The sequence below is a fragment of the Microcoleus sp. BR0-C5 genome (assembly GCF_036705045.1).
GTDB lineage: Bacteria > Cyanobacteriota > Cyanobacteriia > Cyanobacteriales > Microcoleaceae > Microcoleus.
Genome location: NZ_JAUBTR010000001.1, coordinates 101,575 through 119,574 on the forward strand (window position 1 = coordinate 101,575; position 18,000 = coordinate 119,574).

14 protein-coding genes are annotated in these 18,000 nt (G+C 44.4%); 8 read left to right on the plus strand and 6 right to left on the minus strand.

Translation table 11 applies throughout. The features are described 5' to 3' along the window. Window positions 1–11: 11 nt before the first annotated feature. Window positions 12–2,837 carry an ATP-binding protein gene (locus tag QUB08_RS00435; protein ID WP_333222477.1) on the minus strand — a complete coding sequence of 942 codons (2,826 nt, stop codon included), beginning with the start codon at window positions 2,835–2,837 and terminating at the stop codon, window positions 12–14. Window positions 2,838–3,418: 581 nt separating this feature from the next. On the opposite strand from QUB08_RS00435, the gene QUB08_RS00440 reads away from it, so the two are divergent. Further along, complete coding sequence (locus QUB08_RS00440) at window positions 3,419–3,586, plus strand: hypothetical protein (RefSeq protein WP_333222480.1); 168 nt, start codon at window positions 3,419–3,421, stop codon at window positions 3,584–3,586. Window positions 3,587–3,633: 47 nt separating this feature from the next. On the opposite strand, the gene QUB08_RS00445 is transcribed toward QUB08_RS00440, so the two are convergent. Beyond that, window positions 3,634–5,085 (minus strand): hypothetical protein, encoded by a 1,452-nt coding sequence (locus QUB08_RS00445; RefSeq protein WP_333222482.1) that lies wholly within the window; start codon window positions 5,083–5,085, stop codon window positions 3,634–3,636. Window positions 5,086–5,698: 613 nt separating this feature from the next. On the opposite strand from QUB08_RS00445, the gene QUB08_RS00450 reads away from it, so the two are divergent. Both QUB08_RS00450 and QUB08_RS00455 read left to right on the plus strand, forming a co-directional pair. Further along, entirely contained in the window at window positions 5,699–7,198 is a 1,500-nt protein-coding gene (locus tag QUB08_RS00450; RefSeq protein WP_333222484.1) for a GUN4 domain-containing protein, read from the plus strand. 269 nt (window positions 7,199–7,467) lie between these two features. Continuing rightward, complete coding sequence (locus tag QUB08_RS00455; RefSeq protein WP_333222486.1) at window positions 7,468–7,680, plus strand: hypothetical protein; 213 nt, start codon at window positions 7,468–7,470, stop codon at window positions 7,678–7,680. Window positions 7,681–7,809: 129 nt separating this feature from the next. On the opposite strand, the gene QUB08_RS00460 is transcribed toward QUB08_RS00455, so the two are convergent. Further along, window positions 7,810–8,337: a P-loop NTPase family protein gene (locus QUB08_RS00460; protein ID WP_333222488.1), complete on the minus strand. Its 528-nt coding sequence runs from the start codon at window positions 8,335–8,337 to the stop codon at window positions 7,810–7,812. Window positions 8,338–8,693: 356 nt separating this feature from the next. Between QUB08_RS00460 and QUB08_RS00465 the strand changes: the two genes are divergently transcribed. Continuing rightward, on the plus strand, window positions 8,694–9,260 hold the full coding sequence (locus QUB08_RS00465) for a nucleoside monophosphate kinase (protein ID WP_333222490.1): 567 nt from the start codon (window positions 8,694–8,696) through the stop codon (window positions 9,258–9,260). Window positions 9,261–9,390: 130 nt separating this feature from the next. Beyond that, complete coding sequence (gene rph / locus QUB08_RS00470; RefSeq protein WP_333222492.1) at window positions 9,391–10,110, plus strand: ribonuclease PH; 720 nt, start codon at window positions 9,391–9,393, stop codon at window positions 10,108–10,110. A gap of 64 nt (window positions 10,111–10,174) precedes the next feature. On the opposite strand, the gene QUB08_RS00475 is transcribed toward rph, so the two are convergent. After that, a complete protein-coding gene (locus tag QUB08_RS00475) occupies window positions 10,175–11,110 on the minus strand; it encodes a tetratricopeptide repeat protein (RefSeq protein ID WP_333222493.1) in 936 nt (311 codons plus the stop codon). Between the two features lie 27 nt (window positions 11,111–11,137). Then, window positions 11,138–12,517: an NB-ARC domain-containing protein gene (locus QUB08_RS00480; protein WP_333222495.1), complete on the minus strand. Its 1,380-nt coding sequence runs from the start codon at window positions 12,515–12,517 to the stop codon at window positions 11,138–11,140. A gap of 234 nt (window positions 12,518–12,751) precedes the next feature. On the opposite strand from QUB08_RS00480, the gene QUB08_RS00485 reads away from it, so the two are divergent. From QUB08_RS00485 to QUB08_RS00495, 3 genes are all read left to right on the plus strand, one after another. Further along, on the plus strand, window positions 12,752–15,358 hold the full coding sequence (locus tag QUB08_RS00485; RefSeq protein WP_333222497.1) for a hypothetical protein: 2,607 nt from the start codon (window positions 12,752–12,754) through the stop codon (window positions 15,356–15,358). Window positions 15,359–15,639: 281 nt separating this feature from the next. Beyond that, complete coding sequence (locus tag QUB08_RS00490; RefSeq protein ID WP_333222499.1) at window positions 15,640–15,885, plus strand: hypothetical protein; 246 nt, start codon at window positions 15,640–15,642, stop codon at window positions 15,883–15,885. Next, entirely contained in the window at window positions 15,882–16,187 is a 306-nt protein-coding gene (locus tag QUB08_RS00495; RefSeq protein ID WP_333222501.1) for a type II toxin-antitoxin system PemK/MazF family toxin, read from the plus strand. Before QUB08_RS00490 ends, QUB08_RS00495 begins: the two co-directional genes overlap by 4 nt. Before the next feature lie 295 nt (window positions 16,188–16,482). On the opposite strand, the gene QUB08_RS00500 is transcribed toward QUB08_RS00495, so the two are convergent. After that, the coding region (locus tag QUB08_RS00500; protein ID WP_333222503.1) for a CHAT domain-containing protein at window positions 16,483–18,000 on the minus strand (1,518 nt) is incomplete at its 5' end.

Here is an 18,000-nt window from a genome sequence, read left to right on the forward strand (position 1 = left end):
ATTTGCTGCCTTCATTCTTTTTGTATTCTGTGGGATGTAATAAACTCTTTAATTTTTTTTACCTGATAGCCTTGGGCTAACTGGCGCAGCTCAACAGCAAAGGACACAAATTTCTGATCCAGTTTCTCTAGATGCTCACTGCGCTTCACAATTCCTTTCACGTTGCCTCTCATCGCCAGTTCAAGTAAGAGTTCAATTTCTCCGGGCGGGGGCGCTACTACAGAGGTCGATTCAGAAAGTGATTGAGGCTCTGATGAAAAGGGAATATTGCTAATTTTTTCATTCTTTTGTTCCTCATATATCCATTCAAGTTTTAAATACTTTTGCAACATCTCAAATAGCTCTTCTGCCTGCACAGGCTTACCGAGAAAATCGTTGGCTCCCCCCTCCAAGCTTTTATGTTGGTCGGTAGCAAATACACTGGCAGATGAAGCGATGATTGCCACGTCTTTATAGTGTGACAAATTTCGGATACGGCGCATCATCTCAAAGCCATCTAACACTGGCATCACCAAGTCAGTGATAATCAAATCGAACTGAAACTCTTCTACTTTTTCTAAACCCTCTTGACCGTTTTTAGCTTCGGTTACTTCAAATCCGAGGGGTTCCAGCAGATTGACAATGACCGAGAGGTTTTCCCATTTGTCATCCACAACCAAAACTTTCTGCTTTCTACCTTGGTAGGCAACCAGCTTTTTTTGCTTGGCCACCGTGGCTGTATTTGCCCAGTCTACTGCTTCCGGTAAATCCAAATCTAGCCAAAAAACACTGCCGACTCCTGACTGACTTTTTACTTGAATTGTACTAGCCATCATTTCGACAATTTTCTGGCTAATTGTTAAACCGAGTCCGGTTCCTTCCGCCTGCCGCTTACTGTCTCCTACCTGTTCAAAAGGCAAAAATATTTTTTCTAATTGTTCTGGTGTCATACCAACGCCAGTATCTTCTATTTGAAACCGAATTTTGTGAATTGGTGAGGCTGGCTTTTGCTCATGGCTTTGTAGCTTTTCACCTTTCCCCTTTTCCAGATGTTCTATCTTAAAAGTCACTCGTCCCGAGTCTGTAAACTTAATTGCATTGCTCAGTAAGTTGATTAGTACCTGTCGCAAGCGTTTCTCGTCAGCGTAGATGCCAGCAGGAATTTCCGAACTGGGTTGATAAACAAAAGCCATTCCTTTTTGTTCGGCTCGAATGCGGCAGATTTCCGCGACTCCCTGCAAAAAGGAAGGAAAATGGAAATCTTTCGCGTACAGTTCCAATTTCTGAGCTTCAATTTTAGCGAGGTCTAAGATGTCATTGATCAGGGTTAAAAGGTGGGAACCACACTGGTGAATAATACTGATGCCTTGGATATCTTTCGGAGCCATCGTTGTTGAGCGTTCTAGGATTTGAGCGTATCCTAAAATTCCATTGAGGGGCGTTCTCAATTCGTGACTCATATTCGCTAAAAATTCACTTTTAGCTTGGTTGGCAGTATCAGCGATTTGTTTGGCTTCCGTGAGTTGGGCGGTGCGTTCTTCTACTCGGATTTCTAGCTCGGAATTGGTCTTGGCTAGCGCCTCAAAGGATTCGCGCAACTGTTGTGCCATAAGGTTGAAAGACTGACCCAGAACTTCTAGTTCTTCTACGCCTTTTACCTGCACATTTTTCTCTAAGTCGCCACTGGCGATCGCTCTAGAAGCTTCGCTCAAACGGAGAATCGGGCTGGTAATCCAGCGTGCGGTTAAGATTCCCAAAACGGTAGCCAGCGCCAAGGCTCCCAAACACAACAAAATGGTAGTCTGGGTATTGGCGTTAATTTGATCCATGAAATCGCTTTCAGGAACTACGACGACGATCAGCCAGTCCAATCCTCGGCTATCCTGAAAGGGCATAACTTGGAGGAATTCCCGCTGGCCGGCGATCGTAAAATCCAATTGCTGAGAGCTATTAATTTTAGTGAGGTCGCCAAAGTGTTCTTTTAAATGCGCTGTTGTCAGCCGGATTAAATCATCTGTGCTGTCTAAAGCATTCAGGCGATCGAGTTTGCCATTGTTGGTGATAAATGCTTCTTTGAGAGTTGAACTGCCTACTAGGAGTCCAGAACGTTCCATAATGAATGTCTGTCCCGATCGACCGATTTTTATGCTTTGCAGAAAGTCGCTGAGGAAAGAGATCAAAAAATTAGCAACGAATACTCCGCGCAGTTCGCCACTTTCGTCATAAACTGGATGTCCGGCAGGGAGGGAGAGCGTTTTCTGACCTGTAAGCGGAAAAATTTCGCTCCATGTGGGCCGGCCTAAGCGTACACTGTCTTTATACCATGAACGGCGGAGTATATTGTAGTTGCGGGAGACTTGTAAGAGCTTTCTTTGATTGCTTTTGCTATCAGATTCATAAATATGAAGTTCATTCCGATGCTCTTTGTCTGCTATTTTAAAAAAAATTTTGCCATTTTCTTGGCGTTCAATGGCAATGAACTCTCCCGTTTTAGTAGCAAAACCCATCTGGGGCAGAGAAGGAAAGGCTTGAAGTTGCTCCCACAAATAGCGCTCCGTACTCTCCAATTCGTCGGGATTTAAGTATCCTAGGCGAAGGGCATTGGCATTCAGTTGATTGACGCGAGGGGCTGTATCTAGGTATGTGTTGAGCTGCTGCTGGATGCGGGCCGTAATTTCACTCCGCAACTGACTAGCAACTTCGTTGACTGCTTTTTGCCCGTTGCGTAAGGATAGCCAGCCTGTCAGCCCGACGGCGGCAAATATTTGTAGAACGAATGGGAATACTAAAATTAGGCGCAGGGACACCTTTTTTTTAGAACGGTTTGACAGGAAAGTGGTTGCAGAGGTCTGTGACATTGATTGGTGTTACTTCTGGGGTAACGAGTTGGCGGAAAAATCTCAGTGGAGAAGAGTGAAATGAGGCTGAGGAAATATATATTGAAAAGCAATCTATAATATTTAGTGAAAAGTTTTAGACAGTAACTTGCTTAAACAAGCCGGGCTACTTACGTGCTTTCTCTGAGATGGGTATAATAATATCTGACTAAAGATACTGACGCGGCTTATTTTTTTATAGCATTTGTAATTTTTTTTAGCCTTTAGGAAACCCCTTAGCAATCATATCTAATAGATTACTTGGTCTAGAGAGATTTGTAGTATTTTTTTAACTTTACTTTACAGATTGAGTCTAAAAACTAGAATCTCATCAAACTTACATAGAAATTGATATAATATACGTCTAAAAAAATTGACAATCAAGCATCCAAGATACAAGCCCCCCGATTCATTCCGAAAGCAGACTCAGGACCCAGAAATAAAAAACCTGTATCCGATGAAACTTGCCGAACGTATTTATCTCGCGCAAGTCAATGCTTCAATCGAAAATCGAAAATCGAAAATCGAAAATCGAAAATCGATTGACCTTTCTCGCTAAAAACATGACACGCCAGGCCGCTGAGAACCCTAACGGCGGTCTAACTAACTACGGCGCTGAAGATGTGATGCACAACTCTGCAGATGACTCTGGTAAAGAATGCCGATCGCACATGAAACTTTACAATTCCAGCAATTTTCATTTGCAGGAGTTACAGCAGGGTAATTGCTAATTGCTAATTGGGGAAGAAAAAAATAAGTAAAGCGGTGGAGACTTGCCCTAACGCGGGGTTATCCGTTGCAGTTCTTTGGCTTGTTCTAAAATTTTCTCGAAGTCTTCTTCGCTCAACCGCTGAATGTAGTTGATTTTGAACTCTTCTAGGAAGTCGCACAGCAGCAGTTGTATTTCTTGCCAGGTTTGCTGCTGTTGCAGTTCGGTTCCTAAAGCTTGCCCGAAATGTTGCACTAGCTGGCTTGAGAGTTTGATGCTTATGGGGTCTTCGCTGGCGATTTTGAAGGCTTCGTAGGCATCTTGGGGGCCGAGGGTGGCTAATTTTGAGAGTTCTGCAACTAATTGCTGTGCTAGCTGTTCGGGCAGATTTCCCAGGCCGGGTACTTGCTTCCATCCTTGATAGAGGGGGGATTGTTTGAGGAAGCTTTCAATATTGTACCGGAGGAGGGCTTCTAGGTCTGGCTGGAGTTGGGGGAGGACTTTGTAGACGGTTATTTGGACGAGATGGGTGGCGATCGCTTCTATTTCATTGATATTGTTGATGTCTAGATAGCGCTGTTTTGGGGATTTAAAGAGTTGACGAGCGAGTTCGCCTGTGGTAATTGATTGTTGCATCTGGTTGATCAGTTGAATTACTACAACTTCGGTCAATTCTTGGGCGAAGTTGGCGACGAAACCTCGGCTGATTTGGGTGCGTATGGGTTGGAGATCCGGCATTTTGGCTTGGTGGATGCGAATTGTGACGGGTAATACTCGCAACAGGCGCCAGAATGGGAGGAGCAGGAAGATGTCGTACCATCGCCAGAGCATGGCCGATCGCCAAGTGACGCTGCGGTGGCGGCGGCTGATCAAGTAGGTACGGGCTAAAAATTCGATCGCGAATATGGCAATGAATGGCAGGTCGATTAGCCAGAAATTATCGGTAAATTCGCCGTTTTCTCCAATCTCGCGGTAATAGTTGGTGGCGATTAATGGCTTGATTTTGGAGTCAAACCACTGGATTTCTTTTTGCCAGCCTTGTTTGTTTAAATAGTCAGGGCTCCAGAATCTTTGGAATGATTGTTTAGCGGAGTCTTGCGGATTTGGGGCGCGATCGCGCATCCGGTCTTTTATTTTTTCTAGGGTGCCACTTTTTGATGCTACTCGAAAGGGATCTTCGTCGATCATTTTCGCGCTCAGATTGTTTATTTCCTGCAATTTGGCTGCTACTTCGGGGGATGGCAAGCCTGTTTGCACTACTTGAATTTTTAATTCTTCTAAGGTTTCCAGATATTGTTGGGTGTCTCGGTGGGGTTTAATTCCTTTAAATGGGTCGTATAGTTGAGTTATAACTGGCAGTTGCCGGAGGTAGAAATCTCGCCCCGGTACGTAAGTTATGTCAAATATTACTAGGCTTAAATTTCCTAGGGCGACCAGTGCCATGAACCGCTCGAACCAAGGTACTTTTGGTGATTTTTTGCGGGAGTTTGGAGTGGGAGATGGCTGTAGTTTTGGTGTCACTGACGGTTCCTAATTAAGTAGAACTATGGAAATAGATGTAACTGGTAATAGCTGAAAAAAGGAAACAGGGAAAACTGGCTAATTGTCTGGTCACGCTCGGATTGCGATCGAGCAAGCTAGTCTTTATTTTAACGTGCGTTTGTTGGGGAGTTTGGGATTGTTGATTCCGCCTGGTTAGGTAATAAATTATCCTGCTAAAATATTAAAGCCGATCGAACTTGACGGAAGCCGCAGCTCCCGTTAGTGTGCTTCTCTCTGGCAATAAAATTATATCTCAGGGGGAATCCTCAGTTTTTTTGGCGTTGCAGAACTCACGGGGCTGGTAATAAATTACTATTTCTGTTTGATCTGGTGGCTCTTTGACCGCTAAATCAAATGTATTGCACGCAGCGGAGTCTAAGGTTAGATGAGGACTTCGAGTTTGAGGTCAAACCCTCAAGAGAGTTATACTTGCTCAGGGGCGGCAGTCGGGCGGGAGCGCCCCCTCCGATCGCGAGGGTGGCTGTCGCCTCCGTAAGGTTCGAGGTTTCGCCTCTACAAAAACCAGCTCGCGATCGGACTCTTGAATAATATAAAACCCTTCCTACTAATTTTGTTCGCATTTTTTTAATATATGACATACTGCCTTAATCTCGATTGCCCAAGAGACAAGCGTCAGAACCCACCAGGCACAAAGTATTGTCTTAATTGTGGTTCAAAGCTGCTGCTAAAAGACCTTTATGCAGCAACTGAACCGCTGCGCGATGGGGGATTTGGCAGGACTTTCCGAGCTGTTAATCATGGAAAATTTGAGGAATTGTGCGTGATTAAACAGTTGTCCCCCCCTCAAGAGTTTCAGCGTAAGCCCGGTCATTTTAAAAAATATGTTCGACTGTTTGAACAAGAGGCAAGGCGGTTATACGAACTGAAGCACCCGCAAATTCCTCAGTTAATTTCTTATTTTGAGGAAGATGGGCGCTTGTATTTGGTTCAAGAGTTTATTGATGGCAATAATTTAAAGGATGAGTTAGATAAGTACGGTGCTTATAGCGAAATTAAAACTTGCGAACTGCTGTTAGATTTGTTGCCATTATTGAAGTTTGTTCACGACCGAAATGTAATTCACCGCGATATTAAGCCTGAGAATGTGATCCGCAGAGCTCGCGATCGTAAGTTAGTGCTAATAGATTTTGGGGTTTCTAAACAGGTAGTAGCTGCGGCTCCGACCAAAACAGGAACTAAGCTGGGAACTCCCGGCTACGCGGCTCTAGAACAGCGTCACGGTAGGGCTGTTCCTGCTAGCGACCTTTATAGTTTGGGGGTGACTTGCATTCGCTTGCTGACTTCTGTTATGCCTTATCTGGATATCTACGGCGACATTCACGATGACCTTTACGATCCGCTTGAAGGCCGGTGGCTGTGGAGGGAGGCTTTGCCAAAAGGAACACAAATTAGCGAGGATTTAGGTCAGGTTTTGGATAAGTTGATTCAGGAATATGTTAAAGATCGCTACAAATCGGCTGTGGAAGTTTTGGATGCTTTAAAACCTCCTGTTGTTGTTGTCCCCGTGCGGGAAAAGTCGCAGCAGGCAACTGTTGTTAGTCCTTCGGTTCCGACTCAACCAGTGACTGATTCTCCGCTAGTTTCTGTGAATTTAGAGTCCGAAAAAGGTATTGATTATTCTCACTTGGCAAGGCTGCTGGCTGCTAAAAATTGGCGTGGTGCTGATGAGGAAACTTCTGTGAAAATGCTGGAGGTGATGCAGCAAAATTCACGGGGTTATTTGAGTGAGGAAGATATTAGGAAGTTTCCAGCTAAGGATTTGCAGACTATCGATAAACTTTGGGTGCGGCACAGTCACCGCAGATTCGGTTTTTCTGTGCAAAAGGGTTTGTGGCTGAAGTTGGGGGGAAAGCCTGGTGTTTATGATGCTACAGTTTGGGAGAAGTTTGGCGATCGAGTGGGCTGGCGGGTTAACAGCCAGTGGGTATACTATTCTGAGCTGAATTTTACTTCTAAAGCAAAGCCGGGACATTTGCCGGGGGGGACTGTTTTTGGGTGGGAAGGCGGGGTTTTGTGCGGTGTTTTGGGTTTGGGTGGGATCTGGTTTCTGCTGTCGCGGCGGGATTTGTAGAAGGAAGGTAGAAGGTAGAAGGCAGAATTTATTAGTCAGGCTGCACCCCAAGCGAAGTCGAAGTGTTAGTAATGAAAGAGTTTTGAGTGGGGAATTAAAGAGTTAACAAGTTTTGAGTTTAATCGTCTGTTATGTAGAAAATAGCTCTAAAAAAAGCGAAAAATAAGATATAATCACAAACCATTTTTTTTGTGCTATGTTCTTAGAGAAGGGCAAGTTTGCAAAGTCAAAAGTCAGTCCTCGACCGTGGCCAATCATGGGGACTGGCTTTGGCTCCAATTTACCAAGGAGATTTATCTAGTATGTTGCAAGAAAAACGTCTTAAGCCGTGGACTATAGTTCGCTCGCTTCCAAATGTGGAAAAGGTGGTTGTGGGTGAGTTTCGCAGTTGGTCGGATGCAGACGGTCACTTGAAAATTCTCAAGCGGATGGTGCCGACGGATCGATTGAGTGTTGTGTTCGATCCGGTAGTTCAAGCGTAACGTCGCTGGTAAATTGATCAGCGTGCGATCGCTCTTTGAGCTAAGCGATCGCCTCTTTTTTTTAGATACTATTTTTATACATAAAAAATGCGACCGCTAAAAAGGCGATCGCAAATTGAATCATTGTCCTTAACTGCGGCGAATTTCAGTAATTTGGTCGGCAACATCCAAAATTCTTTGGGGCATGGATGGCCCGGTAAAAATCATATCCAAATGATGTGGCTTGCTGTCAATCAATGCCACCACTTCGGCTTCGGGAATCAATCCTAAATTAACCGCTAAACTCAATTCATCGAGAATAACTAAGGCATAACGGCCTTCGCGCACCGCATTTTGAACATACTGCCACAATTGTTCGATCGATCGCGTCTCCAGCTCATCTAAATCGGCATTCTCAATGCAGCGTGACAAATCGCAGCGCACCCAATCTAAATTTTGCCCCAGCCGCACCGGATGCTGATGCCCTTGATTAATTCCCCCTTTGAGGAACTGCACCGCTAGCACGGGAGCTCCCTGTCCTGCAATTCTGAGGGCTTGAGCCATGACACTGGTAAAAAAGCAGCGGTGCGGGCCTGTAAAAACTTGCACCAGCCCTTGAACTGTGTAGGGCAAGCTGTGGGTTAAATTGAGTTTAGGGGTTTGTAACTGAGCAACCATAGGGCAATATTTAATCAGCAACTAAGTCTTGAGTGCAGCTCCGACCTTGGCGCGGCTGAAGCCTGCTTGACAATATATAGTGTACCGGGCCGGGTGCACATCCGATCGAACACTAGATATACAAGTTGTCAAAAGCTCGCGGCAGTGGCATTCGCAGTCGTTTGTGCGATTTTTGAACTCAATTAGCACTTAGGCAGAAACGGGGTTTTTTACGAAAATACGGCGTGGAGCTTGACATTTATACCGTTATAGGGTGAAAAACCAAGGTGATGAAAGTCTTGCTGCGTCCAGGGCTTTTAAGAAAAGGTACACACATCGCGTAAAATTTGAATGTCGCGGCACTAGGAGCAGGGACTGTGAGAGTGGTGATTCTGGGAGGGCCAGGAGCGGGAAAGGGAACTCAGGCTGAACTACTGTGCAGCAATTTGAGCCTTCCTTTGCTGGCTGTGGGGGACATTCTACGGGAGGCGATCGCAGAAGACACAGATTTAGGCAAGCTGGCGGTGTCTTATGTCGAAAAAGGGGAATTAGTTCCCGACGCAGCTATGATTGAATTCTTTCGCCGCCGACTGCTGCTGTGGGATGTCTTTAATGGCTGGGTGTTGGAGGGCTATCCGCGAACGGCTTTTCAAGCTGAGGAGTTGGATTTTTTATTAGAGGATTTGGCGCAGGAGCTAGATTGGGCAGTTTGGCTGAAAGTGCCGATCGAGGTTTTGCTGAGTAGGTCGATCGAGCGCGATCGATCGGATGACCACCCTGAAATTTTACAGCGTCGGCTCGATTTGTTCCACGAACGCACTATTCCTCTTTTAGAGTATTACGAATACCGCAACAAACTGTTAACTATTGATGGCGATCAATCTCCACAACAAGTCCAGCAGCATATTCTCAAATTAATCGAGGCTAAGGGCAAATCGGCATAAGATTTTAGGTTTTAGATTTTAGATTTTAGATGGAATGACTGCATATTGACGGAATCAAAGAAACCGGAAGATTAATACCCAATTTTAATTTTTTAATACCAAATTACCCATTACCAATCACCTAAATATTATGGCTTTCCAACGTCCCGATGGCAGACAACCAAATCAACTTCGTCCGATTAGTTTCGATCGACAGTTTACCAAATTTGCTAGCGGTTCTGTGCTCGCGAAAAGTGGCGATACTCAGGTACTTTGCAGCGTTACAATCAAGCCGGGAGTGCCGAGATTTCTGGAGAATACCGGACAAGGTTGGCTGACAGCGGAATACCGAATGTTGCCGGGATCTACGCCGCAGCGACAAGAGCGGGAATTTATGAAGTTATCGGGACGCACTCAGGAGATTCAGCGGTTGATTGGACGCAGTTTGCGATCGTGCTTGGATATGCAACTCTTGGGAGAACGCACCATACTTGTGGATGCGGATGTTTTGCAAGCTGATGCGGGGACTCGCACAACTTCAATTACTGGCGGGTTTGTGGCTGTGGCTGACGCTTTGAATAAGTTGGTGCAAAAAGGTGATTTAGTGCGATCGCCCATTATTCGTCAAGTGGCGGCCGTGTCTGTGGGACTTTTGGAAGGCGAGCCGTTTTTAGATTTGAATTATCTTGAAGATGTGGCTGCTGAAATTGATTGTAATGTGGTGATGAATGGAGATTTGAATATCATTGAAATTCAGGGAACTGCGGAAGATGGAAGTTTCAGTCGGAGTCAGTTAAATCAAATTTTGGATTTTGCAGAAACCGGGATTCTGGAATTGTTAGAGGCTCAGCGGCAGGCTTTGGCTGAGTAGGTAAATCTAATTCATAATATATAGAGAAATAGTGTAAATCTGGTATAGTCTCACTATTCCAGGGTCAAAACATTGTCTTTGACAGCAATTTTTCCTTGAAAATAGCAGCTCGCTCCCGTACAGAGGTAATTTCAGTACCAGCAACACGCTCAGATTCACTTGCTAGTTTTATAGCCTCTTCCTTGTTGCCCTCTACCTCTGCTAACTCAGCTAAACTTAGTAGTACAGTAGCCATTGTATCATTGCGACTAATTTCTCTGCTGACTAGGAGGCAGTCTTCATAGCAACGTCTAGCTTGCTCGTAATCTCCTTGTAGAAAGTGACATTTTCCCAAATTCATTATTAGCTCGGTTTGATAGTAGCGATATCGAATTCTCTTCTGAGGATAATCTTCTAGCAAAACTTGATAGTTTTTTAGAGATAGATTAAACTGCTGATAACTCGCAGAAAAATCTCTCAACTCAAGATACACGCATCCAATAACATTTGGTAACTCTGCTTCATGAAGAGCTAATTGATCGTCAATAGGTATTTGACTCCGCTTGGTCTTCAAAATATCCCAAGCTTGTTGATAATGCTCTAAAGCAAGTTCATACTGCTTTTGCCGATTTGCTAAATTTCCCAAATAGCGTAGCAACTTACATTCTTTTGAAAATTCTTTAAGCAATTGATACTTCTGTAGCGATTCCTGGAAACATTGCTGAGCCTGGACAAAATTTTCGCCTTCCATGCAAGCGTAGCCCAGTTCACCTAATAGCTGTGCTTGAACCTTGACATCATTTACATATCTAGCAGCTTTAAGAACGATTTTACCGCAGTGAAAATAATCGTTCCAGTAACATTCAAACCAGAGTTTTCCACTGACTTTTTCCCACACCTTCAATAGTAATATGAATGAATCATCAGTTTCATCATTTTGTGATAAACATATCTCTGCCCACCGACTCAAAGCACTAAAGAGATTTGCTCTCTCTTCTTGTAATGTTAAATCTATCTTCATAATTACCTTTCCATTTAATTGTCTGGATTAGTCAATATCGTACTTCCATTTTGCTATCTGTTCCCATTCCTGAAGGGACAGTTGCCACTTATCTACCAATCCTCCTCGCAGGCTGCGTCTTACCCAAGGATGCAAGTTATAGCGCGGTTTACCTTTGGCATCTGTTTCCTTTTCAATCAAATACCACCGCCCCAGTTCGCGCCGGGTTACGATCCAGTCTGATTCCTGTACCTGTTTAGCACCAGACAATTCTTCCCAAGTCACACCTGCATCAGAGTTCCCCATGTAACGGAGTACCTTCTTAGTTACATCGCTAATTCGCTGCCAAGCTGTCTTTAGGGAAAACTCGTAAATTTTTTCAACATCTCCGCCAGCTTGTTCTAGTGCCGACAACACTGGCTCCAATGTGCCATCGTCAAAGACACGCCCAACGATAAAATGTAATGCAAGCGGAGCACCACAAGATAAATGATAGACTTGTTGAAGTTGCTCTGTGTTTGCTTGTAGTATTGCAGGTACATTTTTGTATTTAGCTTCATCTTGCAACAACTGGTAAGAGCAGTTCTCTTCCAAGGGCGGAATATTAATCAGTCCAACATAAGAAGCATTGGTTTGAAAGCGACTGGTTAGTAATACCCGACTAGGGTTAAGCATTTCATTAAGTTTGGGTAAAATCTCCTCAAGTTGTGCAGTTTCAGCATTGTCTAGTACAATCAGCCTCTTTTCTTCTTTAATGCGCTGGTGAACTCGCTTTACCGAACAGCCATCTAGTTGATGGGCAATCTCTTGAAGTAACTGATTCCAACTAAGCGCCTCATCTCGTTCTGACTGGCTGATTTTACCATCAGAAAATTCAGTGTCTCTTGCTTTGACCCATAGTACATCAGCAAAGAGATTGTTACGCACTGCTGCCATAGCAACATTACAGGCTACTTCTGTCTTGCCGTACCCCGCACTACCGCATAGAGAGAGAATAGGTGCTTCTTGCGGGTCGTTTAGCCGGTGTAACAGTTCTTCGCTGAAACTCTCTCTTCCCCACACCTTTCGGCATCGTAAATTGGGAATCCATACTCCACGCTGGTTTTTGCTGTAACCGTCAGTTGGTTGTAGTGGTAATACGTTAATTTGGTCTTCCAGTGAAGGTTTTGTGCTGGCAACAGATACCACAGGTAACTCTGTTTCCTGAATTTCGTTGGGTTCAGCAACTTCTTCCCAGTTAACGCATACAGCCTGACAAATTGCAATAAAAGCATACCGATCGATCCGGTCCCCCTTCAAAAACCTCTTCAATGTTGAGATTGAGGTAAAAGAAGCTTGCCTCCACTTTTCTTGAGTCCAGCGCTTGTTGCATCTAGCTTCGTCAACGATTTTTAGCCCTCGTTGTGACGCCTTCAGAGTATTAACCATTCTGCATTACCCCTGCGGTGTTCTCACCCAATTATAGCTCACCTTGGTTCCGTAAGTAAGAGAAGCAGTGAACTATTTAGTGAACAAAAAAATGAGCCAAGCTGAGCCGTTAATCCAATTGGGATCTGAGATATTAGAAATGTGGGCGGCCAATTAAACTCGAAACTTCCCACATGACATAGATATAAAAAGGTGAAAATCACCTCGTTCAGATCGCCCAACCAGAGGTAAGCTATGTTTGAATTGAACAACACTAATCCTAACCAAAGTTTGACAACTTATGAGAATTACGCCTCTACTAATATCCTAAATTCTCAGGTAATACCAAAGGTTTATCAAGACCTTCAACGCTTTGCTGCCGAGCCCGACTTAAAGGAAAAACTTAAGTTGGTCTTCGGAGCTGATTACAATGTTCAAGCCGCACAAACAATTGTAGACAAATGGCTTATTGGTGATTTTAGTACCATTCCACCTATAGAATTAGTGGATCGTGGGGACATTGCCGGAGCGAATGGTGCATTTGCTACAGCAACAAATACGATTTATTTGTCAAAGGATATCTTAACCGGAGAGAGCGCAGACACCGCAGCCTTAGAAGACCTTATTCTCGAAGAAATCGGACACTCAATTGATGCTCAGGTGAATGCAATTGATACACCGGGAGATGAGGGAGCGATTTTTGTCGCTGCTGTTCGAGAGAAAGCATTAAGTTCGGAAGAATTAGCTGCGTTAAAAGCTGAGGACGATCGGGCAATAATTGTCATAAATGGCAGCGAAATTGCCATAGAAAAAAATTCAACTCCTCTCGGTGCGAACGGAACAGTCAGCGGAACTCTCAGCACTACAGATATCAACAATCCTACTCGTAGTGGTCGGTACACAGACCAATACAGTCTATCAGGTTTAATACCAGGTTTACCCGTGCAAGTGGAAATGAGTTCAACAGCTTTCGATAGCTACTTGCAACTTATCGATGTTGGTACGGCACAAGTAATTGATTTTGATGATGACTCAGCAGGAAACAATAATTCCCGACTCACATTTACACCCCTGTCAGGCAAGAATTACTTGGTGCGAGCAACTAGCTATGCCCCAGGAGCGACAGGTAGTTACACTTTAAGGACTGTTTCTTCAGGTGGAAGTACAACCTTACCGACTCTCAGTCTCAACCACACTATAAACAGTTCCCTCAGTACCACTGACAGAAACAACCCCACTCGTAGCGGTGCTTATGCCGATGACTATCGCCTCACAGGAGTTAGTTCCGGACAGCAAGTACAACTGAATTTAAGTTCGACAGCATTCGATAGCTACCTGCAAGTTATTAATGAAAGTACGGGACAAGTCGTTGCTTTTGATGATAACTCAGCAGGAAATCGTAACTCTCGGTTAACGCTAACCCCGCAATCAGGCATCTCATATTTAGTGAGAGCTACCAGCTACGCTGCCGGTTTCACAGGCAGTTACACCCTCAGTGCTGCACCTGTTGTCTCAAACCCAATCATTAGCAACGTACAAAACATTAATTATGTAACGGGTCCTTCCTCTGGTTCTTTTACTGGTCGAACATTGTATTCATCCCAGTCTGTTAGCACAAATAACGATAAATACTACCGTTTCAACATCGAACAACCGGGCGGTCGTTTGAGCGTTGGCTTGAAAGATATTTTTAATGGTAGTGCGGATGTTTACTTGATTCGAGATGCTAATAACAATAACACGGTTGATTCCGGAGAAGTCTTAGCCAGTTCGGAAGGAAGTTCCAATAAATCAATCTCCGGAAGTCAGTTGGACAACTTATCTGCTGGCACTTATTATGTACGAGTTAAAGGGAATGCCAGTTACGGTATCGCTTTCAACCTCGATCAAGCCGGAAATACTTTTAGTGCAGCCCGACCCCTAGGTGACTTAACGGCTAAGAGGCAAACTTATATGGACTTTCTTGGAGCCTCTACGGGAGATGATGTTGACTACTACCAGTTCACTATAAATGGGCCAAGAAAATTACAATTAGCACTAAGGACTACGGATATATCTCAAGACACTGCTGAAAAAAATGTCACATTAGAACTGTTCGACCAAAATCAGAGGCGTGTAACATTAAATAACACGCAGTGGGACAACAGCAGATATGCTCAAGCTAATTTAGCCGCTGGCACATATTACGCTAAAGTTACCCCAATCAATAACACTGTTTCAGTGAATTATCGCTTCGTACTAAATTTATATGATCAAGCACCATCCTTTAACATTACACCTGTATTTAATGGGAGTTTTACATCAAGTCAAAGGACGGTGATTAATAATGCAATTAACAACTGGAAGTCAAGAATTGTTAGTGGTCCCGCTGGCGGTAATGCTGAAAGAGGATTCACCCTTAACATAAGTCAGTCGCCACAACCTTCAGAGCAGAAAGCGTATGCAGAGGCAGGGCTACAGGGTCAAGGCGTTGCAATAATGAACATTTTTCCTTATCTTTGGAACCAAAAATCTGACGCACTCGCAACGCAAGTGATTGAGCATGAGTTGGGTCATGCAATAGGATTTGGTACTTCAGAGGAGTTTGCGAAGCTAGTGATCATTCCTCAAGCATCTATCTATTCTGAGTTTACCGGAGAGAATGCTAAAGCACTCAACGGAGGCAGAAATATTCCCTTACAAGGTGATGGCGATTTTAGGAGTCCGGCAACTTGGAATAATCGCACTACCGGGGCTTCCCACTGGGTTGAGGGTTCTTTTCCACAAGAACTTATGAGCGCTGTAACAAATGATGCCAATAATAATCAAAGAAACTTCACTCTCGCAGCGTTGAAGGATATGGGTTTTGTTTTGAAGGCATAAAGTTAGTATCGCAAGGGTAATCAGCCCTCTCAATGAAGAGCGATCGCCCTTAATCCATCCGCGTTCATCTACGGTTGAAAAAAGGGCGTGAAGCGGAGCTATCCCGTAGGGAATAGCCCTTTTTTTAACGAAGTGCGATCGCTTGTTGTCAGGAGTTAATTCAGAAGAGCGATCGCCCTTTCATTCATCCGCCTCCCTCGTGGCACGGGCGTCCCGCCTGTGCGACACCAAGCTTTTAAGCTATAATAGGTGCGTAACGTCGAGGTAAGTAAAAAAGTAACATGGATCAAACTTCTACAGTTACAATTAGCAATACATCTTATCAAACCCTCGCAGAAATCTCTGCACTCTCAGGAAAACCAATCGAAACAGTTCTCGAACAAGCGATCGCACAATACCGAAGACAACAGTTTTTAGCAGCAGCCAACCAAGCTTATCTTGCCTTACGCGATCGCCCAGAAGCTTGGCAAGAAGAACTTGAAGAACGGGAAGCTTGGGATATCACTTTAGAGGATGGTTTAGAATGACATCCGCAAAACCATCATGGGGTGATAGATGGCTGATTGACTTGAACCCAACACGAGGAAGAGAGCAAGCTGGCAAGCGTCCCTGTCTAGTGACATCTGTAGATTTATTCAATCAGGGTGCTTCGGGATTAGTTGTGGTACTACCAGTCACATCGAAAGATAAAGGAATTCCCTGGCACGTCGAAGTTAACCCCCCAGAAGGAGGACTTAGACAGCGAAGTTTCATTAAATGTGAAGATGTGCGATCGATCAGTATAGAAAGATTTTTTGAACTGTGGGTACAGTTTCTCCCACAACATTAATGATGGTAGAAGAAAGACTGCGTATTCTTTTGAATTTATAGCTAAAAAAAATTTAGCTTTCATACAGATAAATATCCCTTTCATTCCCCTGACTGAATTTGGCTCCTCACCCACTGCCTAAACCCTCGAATCATCGACGTTTCCCCCACATCTTTTTGCGTTTCCAAAAATCCCATAATCTCAGATGGCGACAAAAAAGGAAAGTGAGGAGAAACCTCCCGTTCTAAATATTCCTGACCTTTTAAAAAATCATTGATATCCAACCAATAACAAATCACTCATCACCAATCACTACTCACCAAGGACTCCCAATCATCACAAAAGCCGACCAATAATAAGGATGCGACAACTTTAAATCCGCAAACCCTTGCAGCGAAGCCGGCAACTCCACCCCCTCACCCCGACTCAAACCCCGCAATCGGCCACCCTCCAAACGCACATCTCCGCGCAACATAGCAATTTGCGCTTGTCGCAGCGCCGCCCCCTTAATTCGCGCCGTCTTCAACTGCTGGTAAAACTCACTCATCAATCCCAAAGTACCTTCATCACTCACGTACCACAAACTCCCCAAAGCCGTTTGCACCCCGGCTTGCAGCGCCAAACCGCCGAAACCCAACTCCGCCTGTGCATCTCCCACCGCAGTCCGACAAGCACTTAAAACTAACATATTCACCTGGGGATCATTCAATCTCAAATCCTGCAATTGATCCAGTCGCAGCCGACTATTCCACAACTGAATAAAAGAATTATTCGGTGCTCCAGGTCGAAATTCGCCGTGAGTAGCTAAGTGAATAATGCCAAAAGGTCGGCTTTGATGCTGTCGCTTCAAATTCTCCAAAGTGAAACCCTCATTTAGAAAAGTAACTCCCGGCCACTCTCTAGAAATAGCGGCTATTTCTGCAGGAACTGCAGGCAAAGGATTCAACTCGGAAAATTCCGAGGCACCCATTGCTAAAACTTGAGAATTTCTGAGATCGACGTAGCGGGTATCTGTTAAATTAATGCTGGGCATCAGGCTGAGATTGTACTTTTCCACCAAAAATTGCTGTCCGTCGTGTAAAGCAGCAAAGGGCATACCTCTCAAACCTCGATCGACAACAAAAGAAATAGTATCAGTTTCGCACTTTTTCAAACTGTCCTCTAAAGGCGCAATCATCCACTTATAAAGCTGTTGCGAAGATGGTAGATAACTCGTAGTAGCCCGCACCCCCGGTTTGGTAATCTCACCCCTGAACTCATTTACAACTTTCAGAAGTTCTTGTCGGTTCGCTGACGGCACACTTTTGTGAACCACTTCACCGCAAGAAGTGATCAGCATTAAATTTAATTCTTCGGGCTGCGAGAACAGATAAATTAAGCTGGGTTTGGTGCCGGTTTGTGCGCCCACGGATGCTAACTTTTTTTGAATTTCCTCTGGGGATACCAACTCGTTGCTAATGTTGAGGCCGAAATATTCCCCGAATTCTTGGCTGAAAGATTTGTCCAGCAAAGACAAAGCTTCCGATATTTTGCCTGCCTCCAAATTCCTGCCGATGTCGCCGCGAAATGCTGACTGAATAACAGAATCTCTGATTTTTGAATCGATGAAATTTCTCAGTCCTCTGGGAAATTGCATTCTTTCGGGCGGCATCCTGTCTCTGGGTTTTCCTATATCTCGCGATATTCTGTTTTGGTTCTGCCGCTGTTCGCGACTAAAGGGTTGGTTGCGATCGGGAAAAAGCGATCGCCCTCTATCAAATCGCGCTCTATCCCTTGGTAATATTGGCGGCGAATTGGGGTTATTGGGATTATTGGGATTATTGGGATTATCGGG

Bases quoted from the DNA above. Each gene is read 5' to 3' on its own strand.
- QUB08_RS00440 (WP_333222480.1), top strand. From the start codon at position 3,419: ATGACACGCCAGGCCGCTGAGAACCCTAACGGCGGTCTAACTAACTAC.
- QUB08_RS00480 (WP_333222495.1), bottom strand. From the start codon at position 12,517: ATGGTTAATACTCTGAAGGCGTCACAACGAGGGCTAAAAATCGTTGAC.
- QUB08_RS00490 (WP_333222499.1), top strand. From the start codon at position 15,640: ATGGATCAAACTTCTACAGTTACAATTAGCAATACATCTTATCAAACC.
- QUB08_RS00435 (WP_333222477.1), bottom strand. From the start codon at position 2,837: ATGTCACAGACCTCTGCAACCACTTTCCTGTCAAACCGTTCTAAAAAA.
- QUB08_RS00495 (WP_333222501.1), top strand. From the start codon at position 15,882: ATGACATCCGCAAAACCATCATGGGGTGATAGATGGCTGATTGACTTG.
- rph (WP_333222492.1), top strand. From the start codon at position 9,391: ATGGCTTTCCAACGTCCCGATGGCAGACAACCAAATCAACTTCGTCCG.
- QUB08_RS00485 (WP_333222497.1), top strand. From the start codon at position 12,752: ATGTTTGAATTGAACAACACTAATCCTAACCAAAGTTTGACAACTTAT.
- QUB08_RS00450 (WP_333222484.1), top strand. From the start codon at position 5,699: ATGACATACTGCCTTAATCTCGATTGCCCAAGAGACAAGCGTCAGAAC.
- QUB08_RS00475 (WP_333222493.1), bottom strand. From the start codon at position 11,110: ATGAAGATAGATTTAACATTACAAGAAGAGAGAGCAAATCTCTTTAGT.
- QUB08_RS00460 (WP_333222488.1), bottom strand. From the start codon at position 8,337: ATGGTTGCTCAGTTACAAACCCCTAAACTCAATTTAACCCACAGCTTG.